General features: G+C 71.0%; 16 protein-coding genes. 8 read left to right on the forward strand and 8 right to left on the reverse strand.

The window, feature by feature from the left end:
* Positions 1 to 692: hypothetical protein (locus C1A33_RS34625; RefSeq protein WP_165818255.1), on the forward strand; the 692-nt coding region annotated here is incomplete at its 5' end.
* Positions 693 to 935: 243 nt separating this feature from the next.
* Positions 936 to 1154: a three-helix bundle dimerization domain-containing protein gene (locus tag C1A33_RS35580; RefSeq protein ID WP_101830601.1), complete on the forward strand. Its 219-nt coding sequence runs from the start codon at positions 936 to 938 to the stop codon at positions 1152 to 1154.
* A 594-nt stretch (positions 1155 to 1748) separates the two neighbouring features.
* On the opposite strand, the gene C1A33_RS06420 is transcribed toward C1A33_RS35580, so the two are convergent.
* Positions 1749 to 3149, reverse strand: a complete 1401-nt coding sequence (locus tag C1A33_RS06420; protein WP_101830614.1) for an MDR family MFS transporter — start codon at positions 3147 to 3149, stop codon at positions 1749 to 1751.
* 81 nt (positions 3150 to 3230) lie between these two features.
* On the opposite strand from C1A33_RS06420, the gene C1A33_RS06425 reads away from it, so the two are divergent.
* The 3 genes from C1A33_RS06425 to C1A33_RS06435 all read left to right on the forward strand — a co-directional run bounded on the left by C1A33_RS06425 (position 3231) and on the right by C1A33_RS06435 (position 5663).
* Positions 3231 to 3851 carry a TetR/AcrR family transcriptional regulator gene (locus tag C1A33_RS06425; protein ID WP_101830602.1) on the forward strand — a complete coding sequence of 207 codons (621 nt, stop codon included), beginning with the start codon at positions 3231 to 3233 and terminating at the stop codon, positions 3849 to 3851.
* 535 nt (positions 3852 to 4386) lie between these two features.
* A complete protein-coding gene (locus C1A33_RS06430) occupies positions 4387 to 5184 on the forward strand; it encodes a thymidylate synthase (protein WP_101830603.1) in 798 nt (265 codons plus the stop codon).
* On the forward strand, positions 5181 to 5663 hold the full coding sequence (locus C1A33_RS06435) for a dihydrofolate reductase (RefSeq protein WP_101830604.1): 483 nt from the start codon (positions 5181 to 5183) through the stop codon (positions 5661 to 5663). The genes C1A33_RS06430 and C1A33_RS06435 overlap by 4 nt, the downstream gene beginning before the upstream one ends.
* Before the next feature lie 75 nt (positions 5664 to 5738).
* Here the strand turns inward: C1A33_RS06435 and C1A33_RS06440 are convergent, their stop codons facing one another.
* From C1A33_RS06440 to C1A33_RS06450, 3 genes are all read right to left on the reverse strand, one after another.
* A complete protein-coding gene (locus C1A33_RS06440) occupies positions 5739 to 5891 on the reverse strand; it encodes an SDR family oxidoreductase (protein ID WP_243407253.1) in 153 nt (50 codons plus the stop codon).
* 314 nt (positions 5892 to 6205) lie between these two features.
* A complete protein-coding gene (locus tag C1A33_RS06445; protein ID WP_165818256.1) occupies positions 6206 to 7522 on the reverse strand; it encodes an MFS transporter in 1317 nt (438 codons plus the stop codon).
* Positions 7523 to 7578: 56 nt separating this feature from the next.
* Positions 7579 to 8112, reverse strand: coding sequence for an RrF2 family transcriptional regulator (locus C1A33_RS06450; protein ID WP_101830606.1), 534 nt, complete (start codon positions 8110 to 8112; stop codon positions 7579 to 7581).
* Between the two features lie 438 nt (positions 8113 to 8550).
* On the opposite strand from C1A33_RS06450, the gene C1A33_RS06455 reads away from it, so the two are divergent.
* Genes C1A33_RS06455 through C1A33_RS06465 form a run of 3 tightly spaced genes read left to right on the forward strand, consistent with a single transcriptional unit; the run spans position 8551 to position 12601 of the window.
* Positions 8551 to 9777, forward strand: a complete 1227-nt coding sequence (locus C1A33_RS06455) for a CaiB/BaiF CoA transferase family protein (protein WP_101830607.1) — start codon at positions 8551 to 8553, stop codon at positions 9775 to 9777.
* Positions 9777 to 11729 (forward strand): acetoacetate--CoA ligase, encoded by a 1953-nt coding sequence (locus C1A33_RS06460; protein ID WP_101830608.1) that lies wholly within the window; start codon positions 9777 to 9779, stop codon positions 11727 to 11729. The genes C1A33_RS06455 and C1A33_RS06460 overlap by 1 nt, the downstream gene beginning before the upstream one ends.
* A complete protein-coding gene (locus C1A33_RS06465; RefSeq protein WP_101830609.1) occupies positions 11726 to 12601 on the forward strand; it encodes an HpcH/HpaI aldolase/citrate lyase family protein in 876 nt (291 codons plus the stop codon). Before C1A33_RS06460 ends, C1A33_RS06465 begins: the two co-directional genes overlap by 4 nt.
* An 89-nt stretch (positions 12602 to 12690) precedes the next feature.
* On the opposite strand, the gene C1A33_RS06470 is transcribed toward C1A33_RS06465, so the two are convergent.
* The 4 genes from C1A33_RS06470 to C1A33_RS06485 form a co-directional block, all read right to left on the reverse strand.
* On the reverse strand, positions 12691 to 13806 hold the full coding sequence (locus C1A33_RS06470) for an NDMA-dependent alcohol dehydrogenase (protein WP_101830610.1): 1116 nt from the start codon (positions 13804 to 13806) through the stop codon (positions 12691 to 12693).
* An 81-nt stretch (positions 13807 to 13887) separates the two neighbouring features.
* Positions 13888 to 14382, reverse strand: a complete 495-nt coding sequence (locus C1A33_RS06475; protein WP_101830611.1) for a flavin reductase family protein — start codon at positions 14380 to 14382, stop codon at positions 13888 to 13890.
* The gene (locus C1A33_RS06480; protein ID WP_243407254.1) at positions 14379 to 16064 is read right to left on the reverse strand and encodes a flavin-containing monooxygenase; all 1686 of its coding nucleotides are present in this window, start codon (positions 16062 to 16064) and stop codon (positions 14379 to 14381) included. The genes C1A33_RS06475 and C1A33_RS06480 overlap by 4 nt, the downstream gene beginning before the upstream one ends.
* Before the next feature lie 87 nt (positions 16065 to 16151).
* Positions 16152 to 17150: alpha/beta hydrolase (locus C1A33_RS06485; RefSeq protein WP_133150581.1), on the reverse strand; the 999-nt coding region annotated here is incomplete at its 5' end.

The raw sequence follows: 17150 nt of genomic DNA on the forward strand, positions 1-17150 counted from the left end.
CGGCTGTGGACATTTCCACTGCTTTGGCCGCGTATCTCGCCGCTCTCACGGAATCGCTGGACGAGCCCGGCACAGATATCTCACAAACCCTGCGACGACTGGCCGCCGACATCAAGATCGCGGTCCACTCCTACCTTGGGCTCTCGGCCATGTTCTCTGTCGGCGGACGGCGCCTGGAATTCACCGCGCTTGAGGAGGACGCCGAGGCCGAAGACATCCGCGCCTCGCTACGCATATCGCTTCCGCCGAACGTCACCGGATCCGAAGATCCCGCGGCCACCGCTTCCCTGATCCTCTTCGCCGCGACGCCCGGAGCGTTTCTCGACCTCGCGACCGATCTAAGCTGGCTCGCCGGGAGCCTCGGCGGCCTCGACACCGCCGCCTTCGTACTCGACGAAGACCTCACGGTGCCACACGATCCGGCGACACGCAGCGAGCTGAAAGCCTGTTCGAGCATCGACCAGGCCATCGGCGTGCTGATCAGCCAAGGCAACACCCTTGAACAGGCGCATCAGCACCTCGACCTGTTGGCCGCCTACACCCGCGTCGATCGGCCCACTGCGGCCGAGACAATCCTCGCCGAACTAGACCCGCCGAGCACGGCGGCCCTGCTCGCTGACGAACGGCGCCCGGCGCACGCACACGGCCCCGGCCGGGGGCCGACACCCACCCAGCCGCCACGAGACCCGTAGCGCCGGATCCCAGCCACCGGAATCGGATGAGATAACGAGGGCGAGCGATCTGGGGCCGGCGCCGGTTCGCGACGTAGACTCAACGTTGGGCTGGTAGGTGGCAGTCGCCGCTGACGGCCCCAAATTCCTGGGGCCACTGTTCCCGGGAGAAGGAGCCGTCGTGGCCACCAGCTCGCTCAGGTACGACGCCACCGATAGGTCAACGCAACACCGCCGGATCTCGCTCGGTCGAGGCAAAGCGTCATGAACTCGATCCCGGCGCCGGATGAACTTCCCGAGCGGATCACAATTCTGATTCAACGCCTCCAAACCGCCTACGACGGGACGGTGCCAGGCCCTACCGTCGAGGCGGTCGTGCGCACCTGCTACGCACCGTTGGCGCACGCGACGATCACGCACTACGTCCCGAACCTCGTCGAACACGCGAGCCGGGAACGGTTGCAACAGTTCATCACGTCCTAGACGCTCAGCCGCCTTACCGGCGAACCGACGCCGCCGCTACTCGGGAAATCAGCCCCGAGGCGCAGTCGTGGATCAGTCTGATCCGGGTCGCCGCCATCGAGCGGGGTGACCAGCGACGCCATTGCCCGGCACCCCAAGTCGCAACGCCAAAGGCGTAGGTACGCAGAGTGTCCGGGTGGGTATCAGGTGCGTTGCCCTCCCGGGAGCCTCGTCTGGTCGGCCGCCGGGCGTTGAACTCGTCGAACATCCACTTGGGGATGAGCGGCTCGTGGACCGGCTTGGGTGACCAGAACCACTTCTCCGGGGGTTGACCGCGCCGCGCCGGGAGCTACTCGATAGCGGTCAAGATCGATATGTAACCTGTCCGCGATCGCTCCGTAGCCCAGCCGCCGGTAATGACGCCAATGCGCAATCTGCGTGACGGCCTCCCCGCGCCCCATCTGGTTCGAGCTGGTCCGACCGCCGCGAGTGACCGGACCACCCGGTCGCTGTTGCGCTCCGTCTCGTCGACGGATCTGGGGCCTGGTCGGCCAGAGATAGGTCCCCCGCCCTCGGCTGCGCCTGCCGCCAGGGCAGGCATTTATCTCCGGTCCTTCAGTCCGATCGAGTTTCCGGTGCCAGGGGCAGGAGCAGGGCGGGGATGAGGGTCAGCGTGGTGAAGCCCAACACCCACCAGAAGGTGTCGGCGAACGCGATGGCTGGGGCGTCGTGGTGGTGGGCCAGCCGGTTCTGCAGGATCGCGGCGAGGACGGCCGCGCCGACCGACGCGCCGATCGTCTGCACGGTAATGATGGCGCTCGTCGCGCCGGGGATGTCGAGCGGCGTCAGTCCCTCGTAGGCCGCGGCCGACACCGGGACCGCGACGGCTGCTACTGCGGTGCCCCAGACCAGCAGCGCCGCGCCGATGATCACAACGCTGGTGTGGGCGTCCAGCTGGGTGAAGGTGAGTGCGCTCAGCGTGCTGAGGGCGATGCCGGCGAGGACGACGGGGCGGGCACCGATTCGGTCGGTGAGCCTGCCGACGTAGGGCAGCGCGAGCGCCGTGCCGAGGCTCTGCGGTGCCAGCAGGAGTCCAGCCGTCAGTGTGCTGTAACCGCGTACCTCCTGGAAATACAGGGGCATGAGGATCACCACGCCGAAGATCGAGAGCCGGGACAGAAAGTTCAGCGTCGACGCGGCGCTCAGCGGCCGGTTGGCGAACAGCCGAGGGTTGAGCAGCGGCGCGACATCGCGGGCGCGTAGCGAGTGAGCGGTGAAGACGGCGAGCAGGACGATGCCGCCGGCCAGGAGGGGAAAGCGGTGCGTGCCGGCGGACAGGCCGTAGACGGTCAGCCCGAGCGCGGGGGCCAGCAGAGTCAGTCCCGTCACGTCGAGCCACCGCCCTCCGCTCTCGCGTGGTCCGTCGTCGGGGATGGCGCGCCGGGCCAGTATGACGGCGAGCAGGCAGATCGGGACGTTGACGTAGAAGACCCAGCGCCAGCTTCCGCTGTCCACGATCAGGCCGCCGATCAGCGGTCCCATGATGGGGGCCAGCTGCCCCGGCATGGCAACCAGAGCCATGACACGGCCTCGCTGGCTGGGTTCAGACACCCGAGCCATGATCATGATGCTCAGGGGCACGATCATCCCGCCGCCGAGGCCCTGCAGGGCACGGAAGGCGATGAGGCTATCCACAGACCACGCCAGTCCACACAGCGTCGAGCCGAACAGGAATGCCGACAGCGCGAACAGCCACATGGTGCGGGTGCCGAAGCGCTCGGCGAGGCGGCCGGTGACGGGGATGACCACCGCGATGACCAGCAGGTAGGCGGTACTGACCCACTGCACCGTCGTGATGGACGTGTGGAAGGTGCGAGCAAGGTCGGCCAGCGCGACCGCGACCATCGTCATGTCCAGCATCGCGGTGACGGCGCCGACCACGACGACGAAGCCGAGCTTGCGGACGTCAGGATCCAGGCGGGCGGTAACCGGGGCGCCGGTCGTCGTGTCTGCCACGAACGGCGACACTACACCGTGCAGTGTAGATACAGAAGGCTACACTGCACGGTGTAGTGACATCGTCGGAAGGAACGCGCGGTGGCCGACACCCTCCGCCAGGGCTCGCCCGCCAAGCGCGCCGCGATCGCGCGGGCCGCACTGGACGTCTTCGTCCGCGAGGGCTACGCACGCGCCAGCGTCGACGCCATCGCCGTCGCGGCGGGAGTCTCCAAACGCACGATTTACGACTACTACGGCGACAAGGAGCGGCTCTTTCTGTCCGCGATTCGCGAGACCATGGCGGCGCAGGAGGCGGCCTTCCACGAGCTGCTGGACCGCACGCTCGGCGAGGTCACCGACCTGGAAGCGGCGCTGACAGCCTTCGGCCGCGCTTTCGCGTCCGAGATGGCCCGCTCGGCGGAACGCGCAGCCGTCATGCGTCTCATGATCGCCGAGGCGGCACACTTCCCGGACCTGGTCCGGGCCGCGCCCGAAGACCGCCCGGTCCAGCGCGCCCTGGCCGACCGGCTCGCCGAACTCACCGAACAGGGCCTGCTCGACGCCCCCGACCCACTCGAAGCCGCCGAGTTCCTCGGCCTGCTGCTGACCGGGCGCGTCAACCACCGATCCTGGTACGGCGCCGCGCCCCTCGATGACACCGAGATCGACCGGCTGGTCGCCGGAGGGGTGTGGGTCTTCCTACGCGCCTACGGCCGCTGAGCCCGGCAGGCCCGAACCAGCTTTGTCTACAGCAGCGCTCGCCGCCAGGCCGCCTTCCAGCAGACTTCGGCCCCGCCAAAGCGGCGGTCGGAACCCCGCGAGGCAAGGGTAGTTCGAGGTGGCAATGCTGCAGAGGTGGCCGACGCCGCGTCGAGGATTCCGTTTTCACCGCCGCCGGATGGGTCGCCTTCCTCGACGGCGTCCGCGACGGCGAGTTCGACCTGTAGCGGTCCTGCTACACGCCTCGGGCTCGGAGCAGACACTCCGCCGGAGCACCTGCCCCATGCTGTGCTCCGCTCCGCGCGGATCGCCGAGGCTGCAGTCGCCACGGCGATCGGGCTCGCGGAGATACGCGAGGAGCTGTCCAGCCGCTGACTCTCATGAAGATCCCAGCCTGATTGGACCGCCGGGCCGTCTGGGGTCGGCCGCCGCGTCGACGTCGGCGGCGCCCAGCGAAGCCCGCGACATCAGGCGGTGCGCGTGGTGTCACTTCCTTACTCGCTCGCGGTTCAGCCGGTACAGCTACGCTCGCGGCATGCCGGACACGCAGTATGAGGATCTTCTGCGCCGCGTACTCGCCGAGGGCGCCCACAAGGCGGACCGCACGGGCACGGGCACACGGTCGATCTTCGGTCATCAGCTGCGCTACCGGCTGTCCGACGGCTTCCCGCTGATCACGACGAAGAAGGTCCATTTCCGGTCGATCGCCTACGAGCTGTTGTGGTTCCTACGCGGCGAGGGAAACGTCTCGTGGCTGCGGGAGAACGGTGTCACGATCTGGGACGAGTGGGCGGCGCCGGATGGCGATCTCGGCCCGGTCTACGGCGTGCAGTGGCGGTCGTGGCCGACCCCGGACGGCGGCTACATCGACCAGATCAGCGAGGTGCTGCGTACGCTGCGGGAGAACCCCGACTCGCGGCGGATCGTCGTCTCCGCGTGGAACGTCGCCGAGCTTCCGCGGATGGCGCTGCCGCCGTGCCACGCGTTGTTCCAGTTCTACGTCGCGGGCGGCGAACTGTCCTGCCAGCTCTACCAGCGCAGCGCGGACCTGTTCCTCGGCGTGCCGTTCAACATCGCGAGCTACGCGCTGCTGACCCACCTGATCGCCGAGCAGGTGGGCCTCAGCGTCGGGGACTTCGTCTGGACCGGTGGCGACTGCCACATCTACGACAACCACACCGAGCAGGTCCGTGCCCAGCTTGCCCGCGAGCCGCGCCCGTTTCCCACGCTGAGTCTGAAACCGGCGGACAGTCTGTTCGACTACACCTACGCGCACCTCGCGCTCGACGACTACAACCCTCACCCTGCCATCACGGCGCCGGTGGCGGTGTGATCGGGCTGGTCTGGGCGCAGTCAGCGAACGGCGTCATCGGCCGCGACGGCTCGCTGCCCTGGCACCTGCCAGAAGACATGACGCATTTTCGCGACCTGACCACAGGCACGACCGTGCTCATGGGCCGTCGTACCTGGGATTCGCTACCGCAACGGTTCCGGCCGCTGCCCGGTAGGCGCAACCTCGTGCTGTCGCGCACTCCGCAACAGGAAGCGGAAACGTTCCCCGACCTGCCGCAGGCGCTCGCCGCGGCGTCCGGAGACGTGTGGGTCATCGGCGGCGCGGCCGTGTTCAGGGCGGCGCTGCCGCTCGCGGACCGGATCGTGGTCACCGAGATCCGAGAGCTCTTCGAAGGCGATACCCACGCCCCACGCATCAGTCCCCCGCCGGACTCCACGGGAGCGTGGCAGACCTCGTCGACCGGCCTGCGCTACCGGTTCCTGACCTGGGACCGAGGCAGAAGATCGGCCGGCATCTGACAGCGAACCAGGCCCTCAGCGATCTCGGGAGGAGGCTCTCAACTCCGCGCCGGCAATGCAGGGCGCAGGTGATCGTCAGTAGCCGCGGGCGCTTGGGCGGTTCTGGGCGCCGTCGACGGCGATGTTGGTTCCGTTGATCCAGCTGGCGCGGTCGGACAGAAGGCAGGTGACGACGTCGGCTACTTCGTCGACGGTACCGAGGCGGCCGGCAGGAAAGTCGCGGCGCACGAACTCGGCGAAGTCCTCGGGATGCTGCTAGGAGTAGCCGTCCCAGCCGCCGCCGGGGAAGAGGACAGAGCCCGGGCTCACCGCGTACGGACTCCGGCCCCGCGCGGCGCTATGTCACGCGCATGGCTGGACCCTGCAGGAGGCCGCCGGTCGGATCAACGCTCACACGGCTCGGGCCGGCACTGATTCGCAGGGCAGCGCCGCGATGACCGGCTCGCGGCTGTGCGAGTGGGAGGCGTGGCCGGGCCCGAGCGGGAAACGTCCCACCCCCAGGCATTGACCTTGCCAACCGATGTGTACGGAACCGACATCCATCACCTTCTCGACCTCGACGATCGGGAACACCTCACCGCACAGGACCAGATGCTGATCAACTCGCCATCCGCCGCATGACCAGCTGGAGTCCGGCGGCGGACGGTGAATACCTGAGCAGCGACGCCGAAGACGGCGACCGCCGCGCATGCCAGCGGCAGCGCGCGGAAGTGGCCGTCGGCGATGCGTCCGCCGGCCAAAGAGCCGAGGGTGATCCCCAGGTACATGGCGCTCTGGTTCCAGGCCATCAGCTGGGCGGAGTCGGACGGATGGTCGGAGACGAGCTGGGCCTGTTTGGCGGGAAAGGCGGTGTAGGCGGCGAAGGCGAGCAACGCGACCGCGAGGCAGGTGGTGACCGCCGCGCCGGAGAGACTCGCGGTGAACGCGACGTCGGCGACGGCGAGCAGCAGGAGTGCCGCCCAGGTGGTGCGGGCGGCACCGTGGCGGTCAGCGATCCGCCCGCCGAGGAACGTGGCGGCGACAGCGCACAACCCGTAGACGATCAACGACGTGTTCACCCAGGCGGTGGACCATCCGGGCCGGTCACCGAGGCCGGCCGACAGATAGGTGTACAGGCCGTAGACGGCTGCCGCCCAGCAGGCGGTCGGCGCGACGGCACGGGCCCGCCACACGGCACCGCGCCTGACGGGCGCAGCGACGGCACGGGCTGCCTGGGTGTCCGGCCAGATTCCGCGGGCGGCGACCAGGATGAGGACGGCGAATGCGGCCAGGACGACGAACACCGCCCGCCAGCTGGTGTGCCGTGCGACCAGGCCACCGAGCGGGGCGCCGGCCCACAGCGCGGACAGCAGCCCCGAGGTGGCGATCCCGAGCCACGACGCCCGTCGCCCCTGGGGGGCGCTGCTTGCGACCAGGGTGAACACCGTGGCCGTGGCGCCGGAGACGAACAGGCCGGTGCCGACCCGAGCGGCCAGCAACGTCCAGAAGGTGGGGGCGACGGCGGTCAACACATTGCACACCGCAAAGCCGGACAGGGCCAGGACCAGCACCGCGGGCGGCGATACCTTCACCGCTCGCCGACCCCACGCGGGTGCCGCGACGACGTAGGCCAGGGCGAAGACCGTCACCGTCAGTCCGGCCGTACGCAGTGACACGTCGAACCGGGAACGCCAGATCGGCAGCAGGGGTGAGACGACGAACAGATCGGTACCGATGACGAACAGCGCCAGCCAGCCGGTGATCAGCGCGCTCCACCGCGGCCGGTCGCGCGTCTCGGGCCGGGGACAGGGCGCATCACCGTGGTCTGGCGCGGCCCCGTCGAGACGGACCTCGCGCGCCGACGCGGACGAAGCCTCCACAGGGAAACGGACCGCCCTGGGCTCTGGTACGTCTCGCCGGGCCGCGCCGTGGCCCGTCACCCGTCCGCTTTCCTGTTCTGCTCGTCTGTCTGCCCCCGGCTTCGGGCGTCGACGGTCTCGCGTAGCCAGCGAGCGGTGGCGGTAACGGCTTCGGGTGCCTGCCGGCGCGAGGCGGTGACGATGTCGGCGATGGTGGTCGACGCCAAAGCGTGCCGCCACGCGTCCTCCGCGGACGACACCGCAGCCGCGATCGCGCAGGGCGCCCGGTAGTTCGCCGGCGGCAACGCGGCCGGCCCTCGCTGACGGATCTCGGTGCACAGGAACACCGGGCTGGAGCCCTCGATCGCGTCGACCACGTCGAGGAGCCGGATCTGGTCCGCGGGACGGCCGAGTCGATAGCCCCCGCGTGGGCCGAGGACGGACACAACCACCCCGGCCTTCGACAGCGCCTGGAGGTGTTTGGCCAGGTAGGCCGGGTTACCACCGTGCAGCGCAGCGAGCTGCTGCACGGGTAGCGCGCTTGCGTCCGGCGCCTCCGCGAGGGCATGGCAGCAGTGCAACGCCCACTCAACCCCCTGGCCAAGTCTCATATCCCGGATAGTACATCACCGGAATACTGCTTCGCCTGGGTAGACGCGCCGCGGGTCGGGTCGCAGCTAGAGCGCGATCGCCATGACGGACGGACGGCCTGAGCGACATGCAGTGCGAGGAGCTCACCCGCCTACTGCGGGCCTCCGGCCTGGGCGCCGGCACCCGTGCGGAGTCCTTCCTCCACGCCCTGGTGGGAGCCGCCCAGATCGCCGAGGTCCCGGTGACCGCGGCGATTGGCCCTCGCCAGCGACCGGATCACCGCGGTGATCCCATCACGGTGGCCCGGCTACTGTCGCTCGCGACAGTGTCGGCGCCCACTCGCCGCGGCATACGGTCCACCCGTGGATCCGGGCTCGCCTCGGCCCGTCCGCCGTCGCGGCGCGTCCCGCCACGAGACGGCTGGTCGGCGAGATGGCTGGTGACGAAGGGAATCGACAATGAGCACGCCGCGTGCTGGCGACGGGACAGGACCGTCCGGCGGGCCGCTCGCCGGAGTAAGGGTCGTGGAGTTCGCGCAGGTCATCGCCGGTCCGCTGTGCGGGACGCTGATGGCCGACCTGGGCGCGGATGTCGTCCACGTCGAGCCGCCGGGCGCCGGCGACAGCGCCCGGCGGATGGGACCGGCGAAGGACGGCCACCACCTCTGGTGGAAGGTTCTCGGCCGCAACAAGCGCTCCGTCACCCTCGACATGCACGCCGAGTCCGCCGGTGAGCTGGTGCAGCGCCTCGTGGAGTGGGCCGACGTCGTCGTCGTCACCTTCCGGGCCCGGACGGTGGAGCGGTTCGGGCTCGACTGGGAGTCGGTGCACCGGATCAACCCGGGCGCCGTGCTCCTGCAGATCTCGGGCTACGGCGAGAACACGTCCCTGCGTGACAGCCCCGGTTTCGGGAAGATGGGTGAGGCCCGCAGCGGCCTGGTTCACCTGACCGGGTTCCCGGACGGCCCGCCGGTGCACACGGGCTTCTCCCACGGCGACGCCGTGACGGGGCTGATGGGAGCATTCGCCGTCTGCGCGGCGCTGGTCCGGCGCGCGAACCACCCCGAGCACCGCGGCGAGTGGATCGACCTCGCCCTGTTCGAGCCGCTGTTCCGGCTCGTCGAGTGGCAGGTGATCCTGCACGATCAGCTCGGCACCGTTCCTGGCCGCTCGGGCAACGCGCTCGCCGTCGCCCCGGCCGCGGTGATCGGCTGCTATCGGACCTCCGACAACGCCTGGGTCACCGTCACGTCGGGTACGCCCCGGTCGGTGACCAACGTCGTGCGTCTGCTCGGCATGGACGCCGCGGCGCTGAGCGACCCGACCACGCAGGTCGCCGCGCGCGCGGAGATCGACACCGCGCTGGCGAAGTGGATCGCCGCACGGCCGGCCGACGAGGCGGTCGCCGCGCTGGTCGCGGCCGAGGTCGTCGCCTCCCGGGTCCTCGACGTCGCCGACATCGTCGCCGACCCGACCTACGCCGAGCGGGGGGACATCGTCACCGTGACCGACGCGGACCTCGGCGAGGTCCGCATGCAGGCGGCGCTCCCCCACTTCCGCACCGACCCGGGCTCGGTGTGGCGGACCGGTGCCGCGCTCGGCGCCGACAACGACCTGGTCTACCGCGACTGGCTCGGCCTCGCCGCGGACGAGCTGGCCACGCTGCGCTCGAGCGGGGCGATCTGATGGCCGCGCCGATCTGGACTCCCGGCCCCGCGCAGCTCGAGTCGTCGCACCTCGCCCGGTTCACCCGCTGGGCCGGCGAGCGCCACGACCGGACCTTCGCCGACTACGACGCGCTGTGGTCGTGGTCCGTGCGGAACCTCGAGGACTTCTGGGCGGACATCGCGGAGTTCTTCGGTGTCCGGTTCCGCGAACGCGCCGACCGGGTGCTCGCGGACCCGTCGATGCCCGCGGACCCGTCGATGCCCGGGGCACGCTGGTTCGCCGGTGCCACCCTGAACTACGCCGAGCAGGTCCTCGCGCCCGGGCGGGGCACCGGGCCCGCGGTCCTCGGGGTCGGCGAGGACGTGCCGACGGTCGAGCTGACCTGGCCCGAGCTGCGCCGCCAGGTCGCCGCGCTCGCCCGCACGCTGCGCGCCGCCGGGGTCGGCCCCGGCGACCGGGTGGTCGGGTACACCCCGGACGTCGTGGAGGCGGTCGTCGCCTTCCTGGCCGCGGCGAGCATCGGCGCGACGTGGGCGAGCTGCGGGCAGGAGTACCCGGCGAGCGCCGCGGCCGACCGCCTCGGCCAGCTGGACCCGGTGGTCCTGGTCGCCGCCGACGGCTACCGGCACGGCGGGCGCACCCACGACCGCCGCCACGCGGTGGCGGCGCTGCGGGCCGCCCTGCCCACCCTGACCGCCGTCGTCGGCGTGGCCCGCCTCGGCGTCGGGCTGCCCGACAGCATCCCGTGGGAGGCCGCGACCGCGGGCGAGCACGAGCTGACGATCGACCCGGTCCCGTTCGACCATCCGCTGTGGGTGCTGTTCTCCTCCGGCACCACCGGCGCGCCGAAGGGCATCGTGCACGGGCACGGCGGCATCGTCCTGGAGCACCTGAAGAACCACGCCCTGCACCTCGACATCGGCCCCGACGAGACGTTCCTCTGGTTCACCTCGCCGAGCTGGACGATGTGGAACATGCAGGTCTCGGGCCTGCTGCTCGGCGCGACGATCGTCTGCCACGACGGCAGCCCGGGGCATCCGGCGGCGGGCGACCTGTGGCGGGTCGCCGCCGAGGAGGGGGTGACGGTCCTCGGCACCAGCCCGGCCTACCTGCGCGCCTGCGAGACGGCCAGCGTGCGCCCGGCCGCCGAGCACGACCTGTCAGCGCTGCGCGTGCTCGGCTCGACCGGCTCCGTCCTCCCGCCGGACGCCTACCGCTGGGTGCGCGACCAGGTCGGCGCGGACGTCATGGTCGCCTCCATGTCCGGGGGAACGGACGTCTGCGGCGCCTTCGCCGGAGGTGCCGTGACCGTCCCCGTGTGGCCGGGCGAGATCTCGGTGCGTGGCCTGGGGATCGCGCTGGCGGCCTTCGACGAGGAGTTTCGCCCGGTGGTCGGGCAGGTCGGCGAGCTGGTGGTGACCGCCCCGACGCCGTCGATGCCACTGTTCTTCTGGAACGACGCCGACGGAGCCCGCTACCGGGCCGCCTACTTCGAGCAGATCCCCGGCGTGTGGCGACACGGCGACTGGATCACGGTCACCGAGCGCGGGTCCGTGGTCGTCCACGGCCGGTCGGACTCGACGCTGAACCGCAACGGGATCCGGATGGGCAGCGCGGAGATCTACCAGGCCCTCGCCTCGCTCCCCGAGGTCGTCGACTCGCTCGTCCTCGGCGTGGAGCAGCCTGCGGGCGGCTACTGGATGCCCCTGTTCGTCGTGCTCGCGCCCGGGGCCGAGCTGGACGACGCCCTGACCGAGCGGATCCGGGTGACCATCCGCGAGCGCGCCTCGCCGCGGCACGTCCCGGACGACATCCGGGTCGCGCCGGGCGTGCCCCGCACCCGGACCGGGAAGAAGCTGGAGGTGCCGGTGAAGCGGATCCTGCAGGGCGCCGGGGAGGGGCTTGTGGATCCCGGCGCCGTCGTCGAGCCCGAGCTGCTGGCCTGGTACGCCGCCCAGGCGCGCCGGTGAGCACGCCGCCGGTCCGGTCCCTGCTGTTCGTGCCGGGCAACCGGACCGGCTGGGTCGCCAAGGGCGTCGACGCCGGGGCCGACGGGGTCATACTCGATCTGGAGGACGCCGTCCCGTCCGGCGCGAAGAGCGACGCCCGCGCCGAGGTGGCGGGGTTCCTGGGCGAGACCCCGCCCGCGGTGCCCGTCGTGGTCCGCGTCAACGGCCTGCACGACCGCGCGGCCCTCGACGACCTGTGCGCGGTCGTGGGACCCGCCCTCACCGCCGTGATGGTCCCCAAGGTCGAGTCCGTCGCCGACGTGCACGTCGTCGACCGGCTCCTCGGCTGGCTGGAGGCCGACCTCGGGCTACCGGTGGGCGGGATCCACCTCGTCCCCGTCCTGGAGACGGCGGCCGGCATCCGCCAGGCCCATGATCTCGCCCGGGCAACGCCGCGGTCCGCCTACATGGGCGGCCTCGGGGTGAAGGGCGGCGACGTGGAACGTTCCCTCGGCTATCGGTGGACCCCGGAGGGCATCGAGACCCTGGCGCTGCGCGCCCAGGTCCTGGTCGATCTCCGGGCCGCCGCGGTGCCCAACCCGGTCGCCGGGCTCTGGACGGACATCCGCGACCTGGATGGGCTCCGGGCGTTCGCCCGCCAGAACCGCGGACTCGGCTATGAGGGCATGCTCGCGATCCACCCCACCCACGTCGCCGTCATCAACGAGGTGTTCACCCCGACCGAGGCCGAGCTCGACGCCGACGCGGCACTCGTCGCGGCGATGGAGTCCGCCGCCGCCGAGGGCCGGGGGGCGGTGCGGCACGGCGGCGACATGATCGACGAGGCGATGGCGGAAACCGCCCGCCGCCGGCTGGCCCGCTACCGCCCGTGACCGCGCCCGCGTCCCGCCGTCTCCGGACGGGACGCGGGCGACGTTCCCGGGCAGGGCGCGCCGGCCACGGTGCCGCTCACGCGGGCCGCTCAGTCGTCGTAGACGACCACGCCGCGGACGTTGCGGGCGGCCCGCAGGTCGGCGAATCCCTGGTTGATGTCGGCCAGCCGGTAACGAGTGGTGATCATCTCCTCGAGCTTCAGCTTGTCGGCCCGGTACAGGTCCAGCGCGGCCGGGATCGCGGCGCGAGGACTGCGCGAGCCGTAGAGCGCGCCCTTGAGCTCCTTCTCGTACAGGGTGAGGTCGAGCAGGCTCAGGTTGGCGCTGCGCTGGCCGGACGGGGCGACGGCGACGACGGCGACCCGCCCCTTCTTGCCCACCAGCTCCATCGCGGGGGCGATGTACTCGGCCTCGGCCAGATCCGTCGTGAGGATCGCCGCGTTGGCCATCCGGTTCCAGCTGATCTCCTGGACGAGATCCCGCGCCTCGTCCAGGGTCGCCACGGCATGGGTGGCTCCCAGCGCGAGGGCCGTCGCATGCTTGTCGACGACCGGCTCGACGGCGACCACATAGCGGGCCCCGGCGATCGCCGCGCCCTGGATGGCGGCGGCGCCGAGACCCCCGACGCCGATCACCACCGCGATGTCGCCCGCCCGGATCCCGGCGGTGTTCAGCGAGGCTCCGAGGCCCGCGGTGACGCCGCAGCCGACCAGGGCCGCGGGGACCAGCGGCACGTCCCCGGGGATCCGGAGCACCTGGGACTCGTGCACCACGGTGTGCCGCGCGAACGTCCCGAGCAGGCACATCGTGGTGATGCCGGTGCCGCCGGCGCTGAAGCGCAGGGTGCCGTCGGCGAGGGCACGACCCTCCCGCCTCCCGGCCCCGCGGTCGCAGAGGTTCTGGTTGCCGTCAGCGCAGGACGGGCAGCGGCCGCACGCCGGGATGTAGATCAGGACGACGGGGTCGCCAGGTTGCAGATCGGCGACCCCGGGCCCGACCTCGACGACACGTCCCGCGCCCTCGTGCCCGCCAATCGCCGGCAGCGGCTGGGGCAGCGCCCCGTTGACCATGTGGTCGTCGGTGTGGCAGATACCCGAGGCGGCGAGCTCCACCAGCACCTCGCCCGCCATGGGCGCTCCGAGCTCCACCTCCTGGACCTTCCAGTCCTGCCCGGTCTCCCACAGCACGGCGGCCTCGGTACGCATAGCTTGCTCCTCTCGGCCCAGGGCGGCCTTTACCCAGGGCGGGCTTTAATCCGCCGGTCGTCGACATGTCGTGGGCGATGCCTACTCGGTCCGGGACAGGCTTTCGAAACGTCCCTGGTAGAAGAGCAGCGGCCGCCCAGGACGGACGTCGAGCCGGTGGACGTGGCCCAGGACAATGGTGTGGTCGCCGGCCTCGGCCTCACCGGTGATCTCGCATTCCACGGTGGCCAGGGACCCGTCGAGCAGCGGTGCGCCGCCATGACCCGGGGTCCAGGTGACGCCGGAGAACTTGTCCCCACCGGAGATCGCGAAGGTTCGGCACAGCTCGCCCTGGTCCTCGGCGAGGATGTTCGCGGCGAAAATCCCCGCGCGGCGGATCCGCGGCCACGTCGTGGAGGTGAGACTGGGCGCGAAGCTCACCATGGGCGGATCGAGCGACAGGGACTGGAACGACTGGCAGGAGAATCCCACCGGATCGTTCCCGTCAAGCGCCGTGATGACGGTGACGCCGGTGCAGTAATGGCCGAGCACATCTCGGAACCGCTGCTCGGAGACGTCGACAGGGCTGGCTCTCATGGTCTTTTCTCCGCGTGTTTCGACAGCGCGTGGTCGAGGACGAAGTCCGCGCCGTAGCCGCGCGCGGCGGAGTCGTCGCAGCGCGCGCGGTAGGTGTGCAGCCCGGCCGCGTAGGGCAGAAAACGGCGGGGCTTGCCGGGCACGTTCGCGCCGGCGAACCACGACTCCGCCTTCGGGTACAGCGTGGCGGCGGCGATCTCGTCGACCTGTACCGCCCAGCGTTCGTCCGAGTCCTCCGAGGACTCGATCGTGTGAATGCCGTCGCGTCGCAGGCTGTCGATGCAGTCGATGATCCACTCGACGTGGTGCTCGATGAAGGCGAGGACATTGCCCAGTACCGCCGGGCTGCCGGGCCCGTTCACCAGGAAGAGGTTCGGGAAACCGGCCGCCATCAGCCCGAGTGTGGCCCGCGGACCCGTGCGCCAGTAGTCGCGCAACGAGCGGTCCGCACGGCCCCGTACGTCGATCGCGGTCACCGCGCCGCTGATCGCGTCGAACCCGGTGGCGAACACGATCACGTCCGTCTCGTACAGCGTGTCGCCGGTCTGGATGCCGGTCTCGGTGATGCGTTCGATCGGGGTCTTGCGCAGGTCGACGAGTTCCACGTTGGGACGGTTGTAGGTGGCGAAGTAGTCGGTGTCGAGGCATAACCGCTTGGCCCCGAGGGGGTAGCCGTAGGGGGTCAGCGCCGCCGCGGTGGCCGGGTCGTCGACGATCTCGCCGATCTTGTCCCGGACGAAGTCGGCGAGCGAGGCGTTGACCTCCTCGTCGACGAGCATGTCCGAGTAGGCGCGCAGCAGCGGCGACGCGCCCCCCTCCGCCCAGCCCGCCTCGTAGGCCTGTCGACGCCGCTCAGGGGGCACGCCGCGGCCAGGAGAAGGCTCCCGGTCGCTGGGCACCCCGGAGGGGGCGATCCGTCCCCGGGCGCGGCGCCGCGCGTAGGTCGCCTTCACCTTCGCCAGCTCCGCCTCGGAAAGCGGGCGGTTGCGGGCAGGGACGCTGAAGTTCGGTGTCCGTTGCAGGACGATGAGGTGGTCGGCCTCCCGCGCGATCATCGGGATTGCCTGGATTCCCGTGGACCCGGTGCCGACGACCGCGACCCGCCTACCCCGGAGATCCACTCCCCCGGCGGGCCAGCGCGCCGTGTGGTACCACTCGCCGCGGAAGTCGTCGAGACCGGGGAGGTCCGGCCGGTTCGGGACGGACAGACCGCCCGTGGCCATCACACAGAACGCGGCCGTGACCGTTTCGTCGGTGTCGGTGGTGAGCGTCCAGGTGAGCGCGTCCTCATCGAAACGGGCAGCGGTGACCCGGGTGTTCAGCCTGATGTGCCGGCGCAGGTCGAACCTGTCCGCCACATGGTTCAGGTAGCGCAGGATCTCGGGCTGCGAGGCGTAGCGCTCGGTCCACCGCCATTCCTGCTGCAGTTCCTCGGAGAACGAGTAGGAGTAATCGATGCTCTCCACGTCACACCGGGCGCCCGGGTACCGGTTCCAGTACCAGGTGCCGCCCACCGATTCCCCGGCCTCGAGCACCACGACCGTCAGCCCCAGAGTCGTCGCGCGATGGGCCAGGTAAAGACCCGCGAAACCCGCGCCGACGACCGCGACATCCGCGTCGGCTCCACCTTGTTTACCACCCCGTCCGGCCATGCCGCCCGTGTGGACCGCGCTTTCCTTCACCTCGCCCCTCTTTCTGCGCCGTGGGATTGCGGGGCGCACACGCCGGGCCTCCTGGTGGTTTCGGTCACAGCGCCCATGGTCTCGAAACTAGGCCTTCTCGGATTCCAGGTGTCCTGTCTCAACCGTCAGTCCGGGCCGCCTGGGGACGGCGGGAACCCGGCGCGCCGCGCACATGTCCACGATCGCGGCGCTGACGCTGCGGACGGCGTCGACCGCGGTGTCGAGCGCGCCGACCAGGGAGAAGAACCCGTGTGCCATCGAGTGGTAGCGGTACACGGTGGTCTCGACGCCGGCGTCGGCGAGGCGGCGGGCGTAGGCGAGGGACTCGTCGCGCAGCGGGTCGTACTCGGCGACGACGACGACCGCCGGCGGCAGGCCCGCGAGGTCGCCGACCAGGCCGGGCGACGCGTCCGGGGACGCGCGGTCGCTGGCGCGGGGCACGTACTGCGACCAGAACCAGTCCAGGTCGTCGGCGCTGATCAGCATCTGGTGCGCGTGTTCGGTGTACGAACGCGACGTCATCCGGTGATCGGTCACCGGGTACACAAGCACCTGCAGGTCGATCCGGGAGCCCCCACGGTCCCTGGCCCGGCGGGCGACCACGGCGGCGAGGTTCCCACCGGCGCTGTCCCCCATGACCACCAGCCCGGCCTCTGGCGCCAGCCGGTTCGCCACCCAGGCCACGGCGTCCTCGGCGTCGTGCACGGCGGCGGGAAAGCGATGCTCCGGCGCGAGCCGATATCCGACGCTCAGCACCTCGCAGGACGTGAACTCGGCGATGGTCCGGCACAGCCCGTCGGACTCGTCCAGCCCACCGACGACCCAGCCGCCGCCGTGGAAGTAGACCACCACCCCCGGCGCCGGGTCGGAGCGCGGCCGATAACGCCGGGTCGGCACGATCCCGTCGCGCCCGGGGATGTCGACCCGCTCGACCGAGGCCATCTCGGGTCCCGGGGCCGCGCCGTCACGCAGGGCGGCCGCCCTGGCCCGGCTCGCCGCGGCCCCGGCCTCCCGCATCGGGACCGTGGACCGCCGGCGCATCCGGGCCAGCAGCCAGCGTAGCTGGGGATCGGGGGGATCGGGGGG

The organism is Frankia canadensis (genome assembly GCF_900197875.1).
In the GTDB taxonomy this organism is placed as follows: Bacteria; Actinomycetota; Actinomycetes; order Frankiales; family Frankiaceae; genus Frankia; species Frankia canadensis.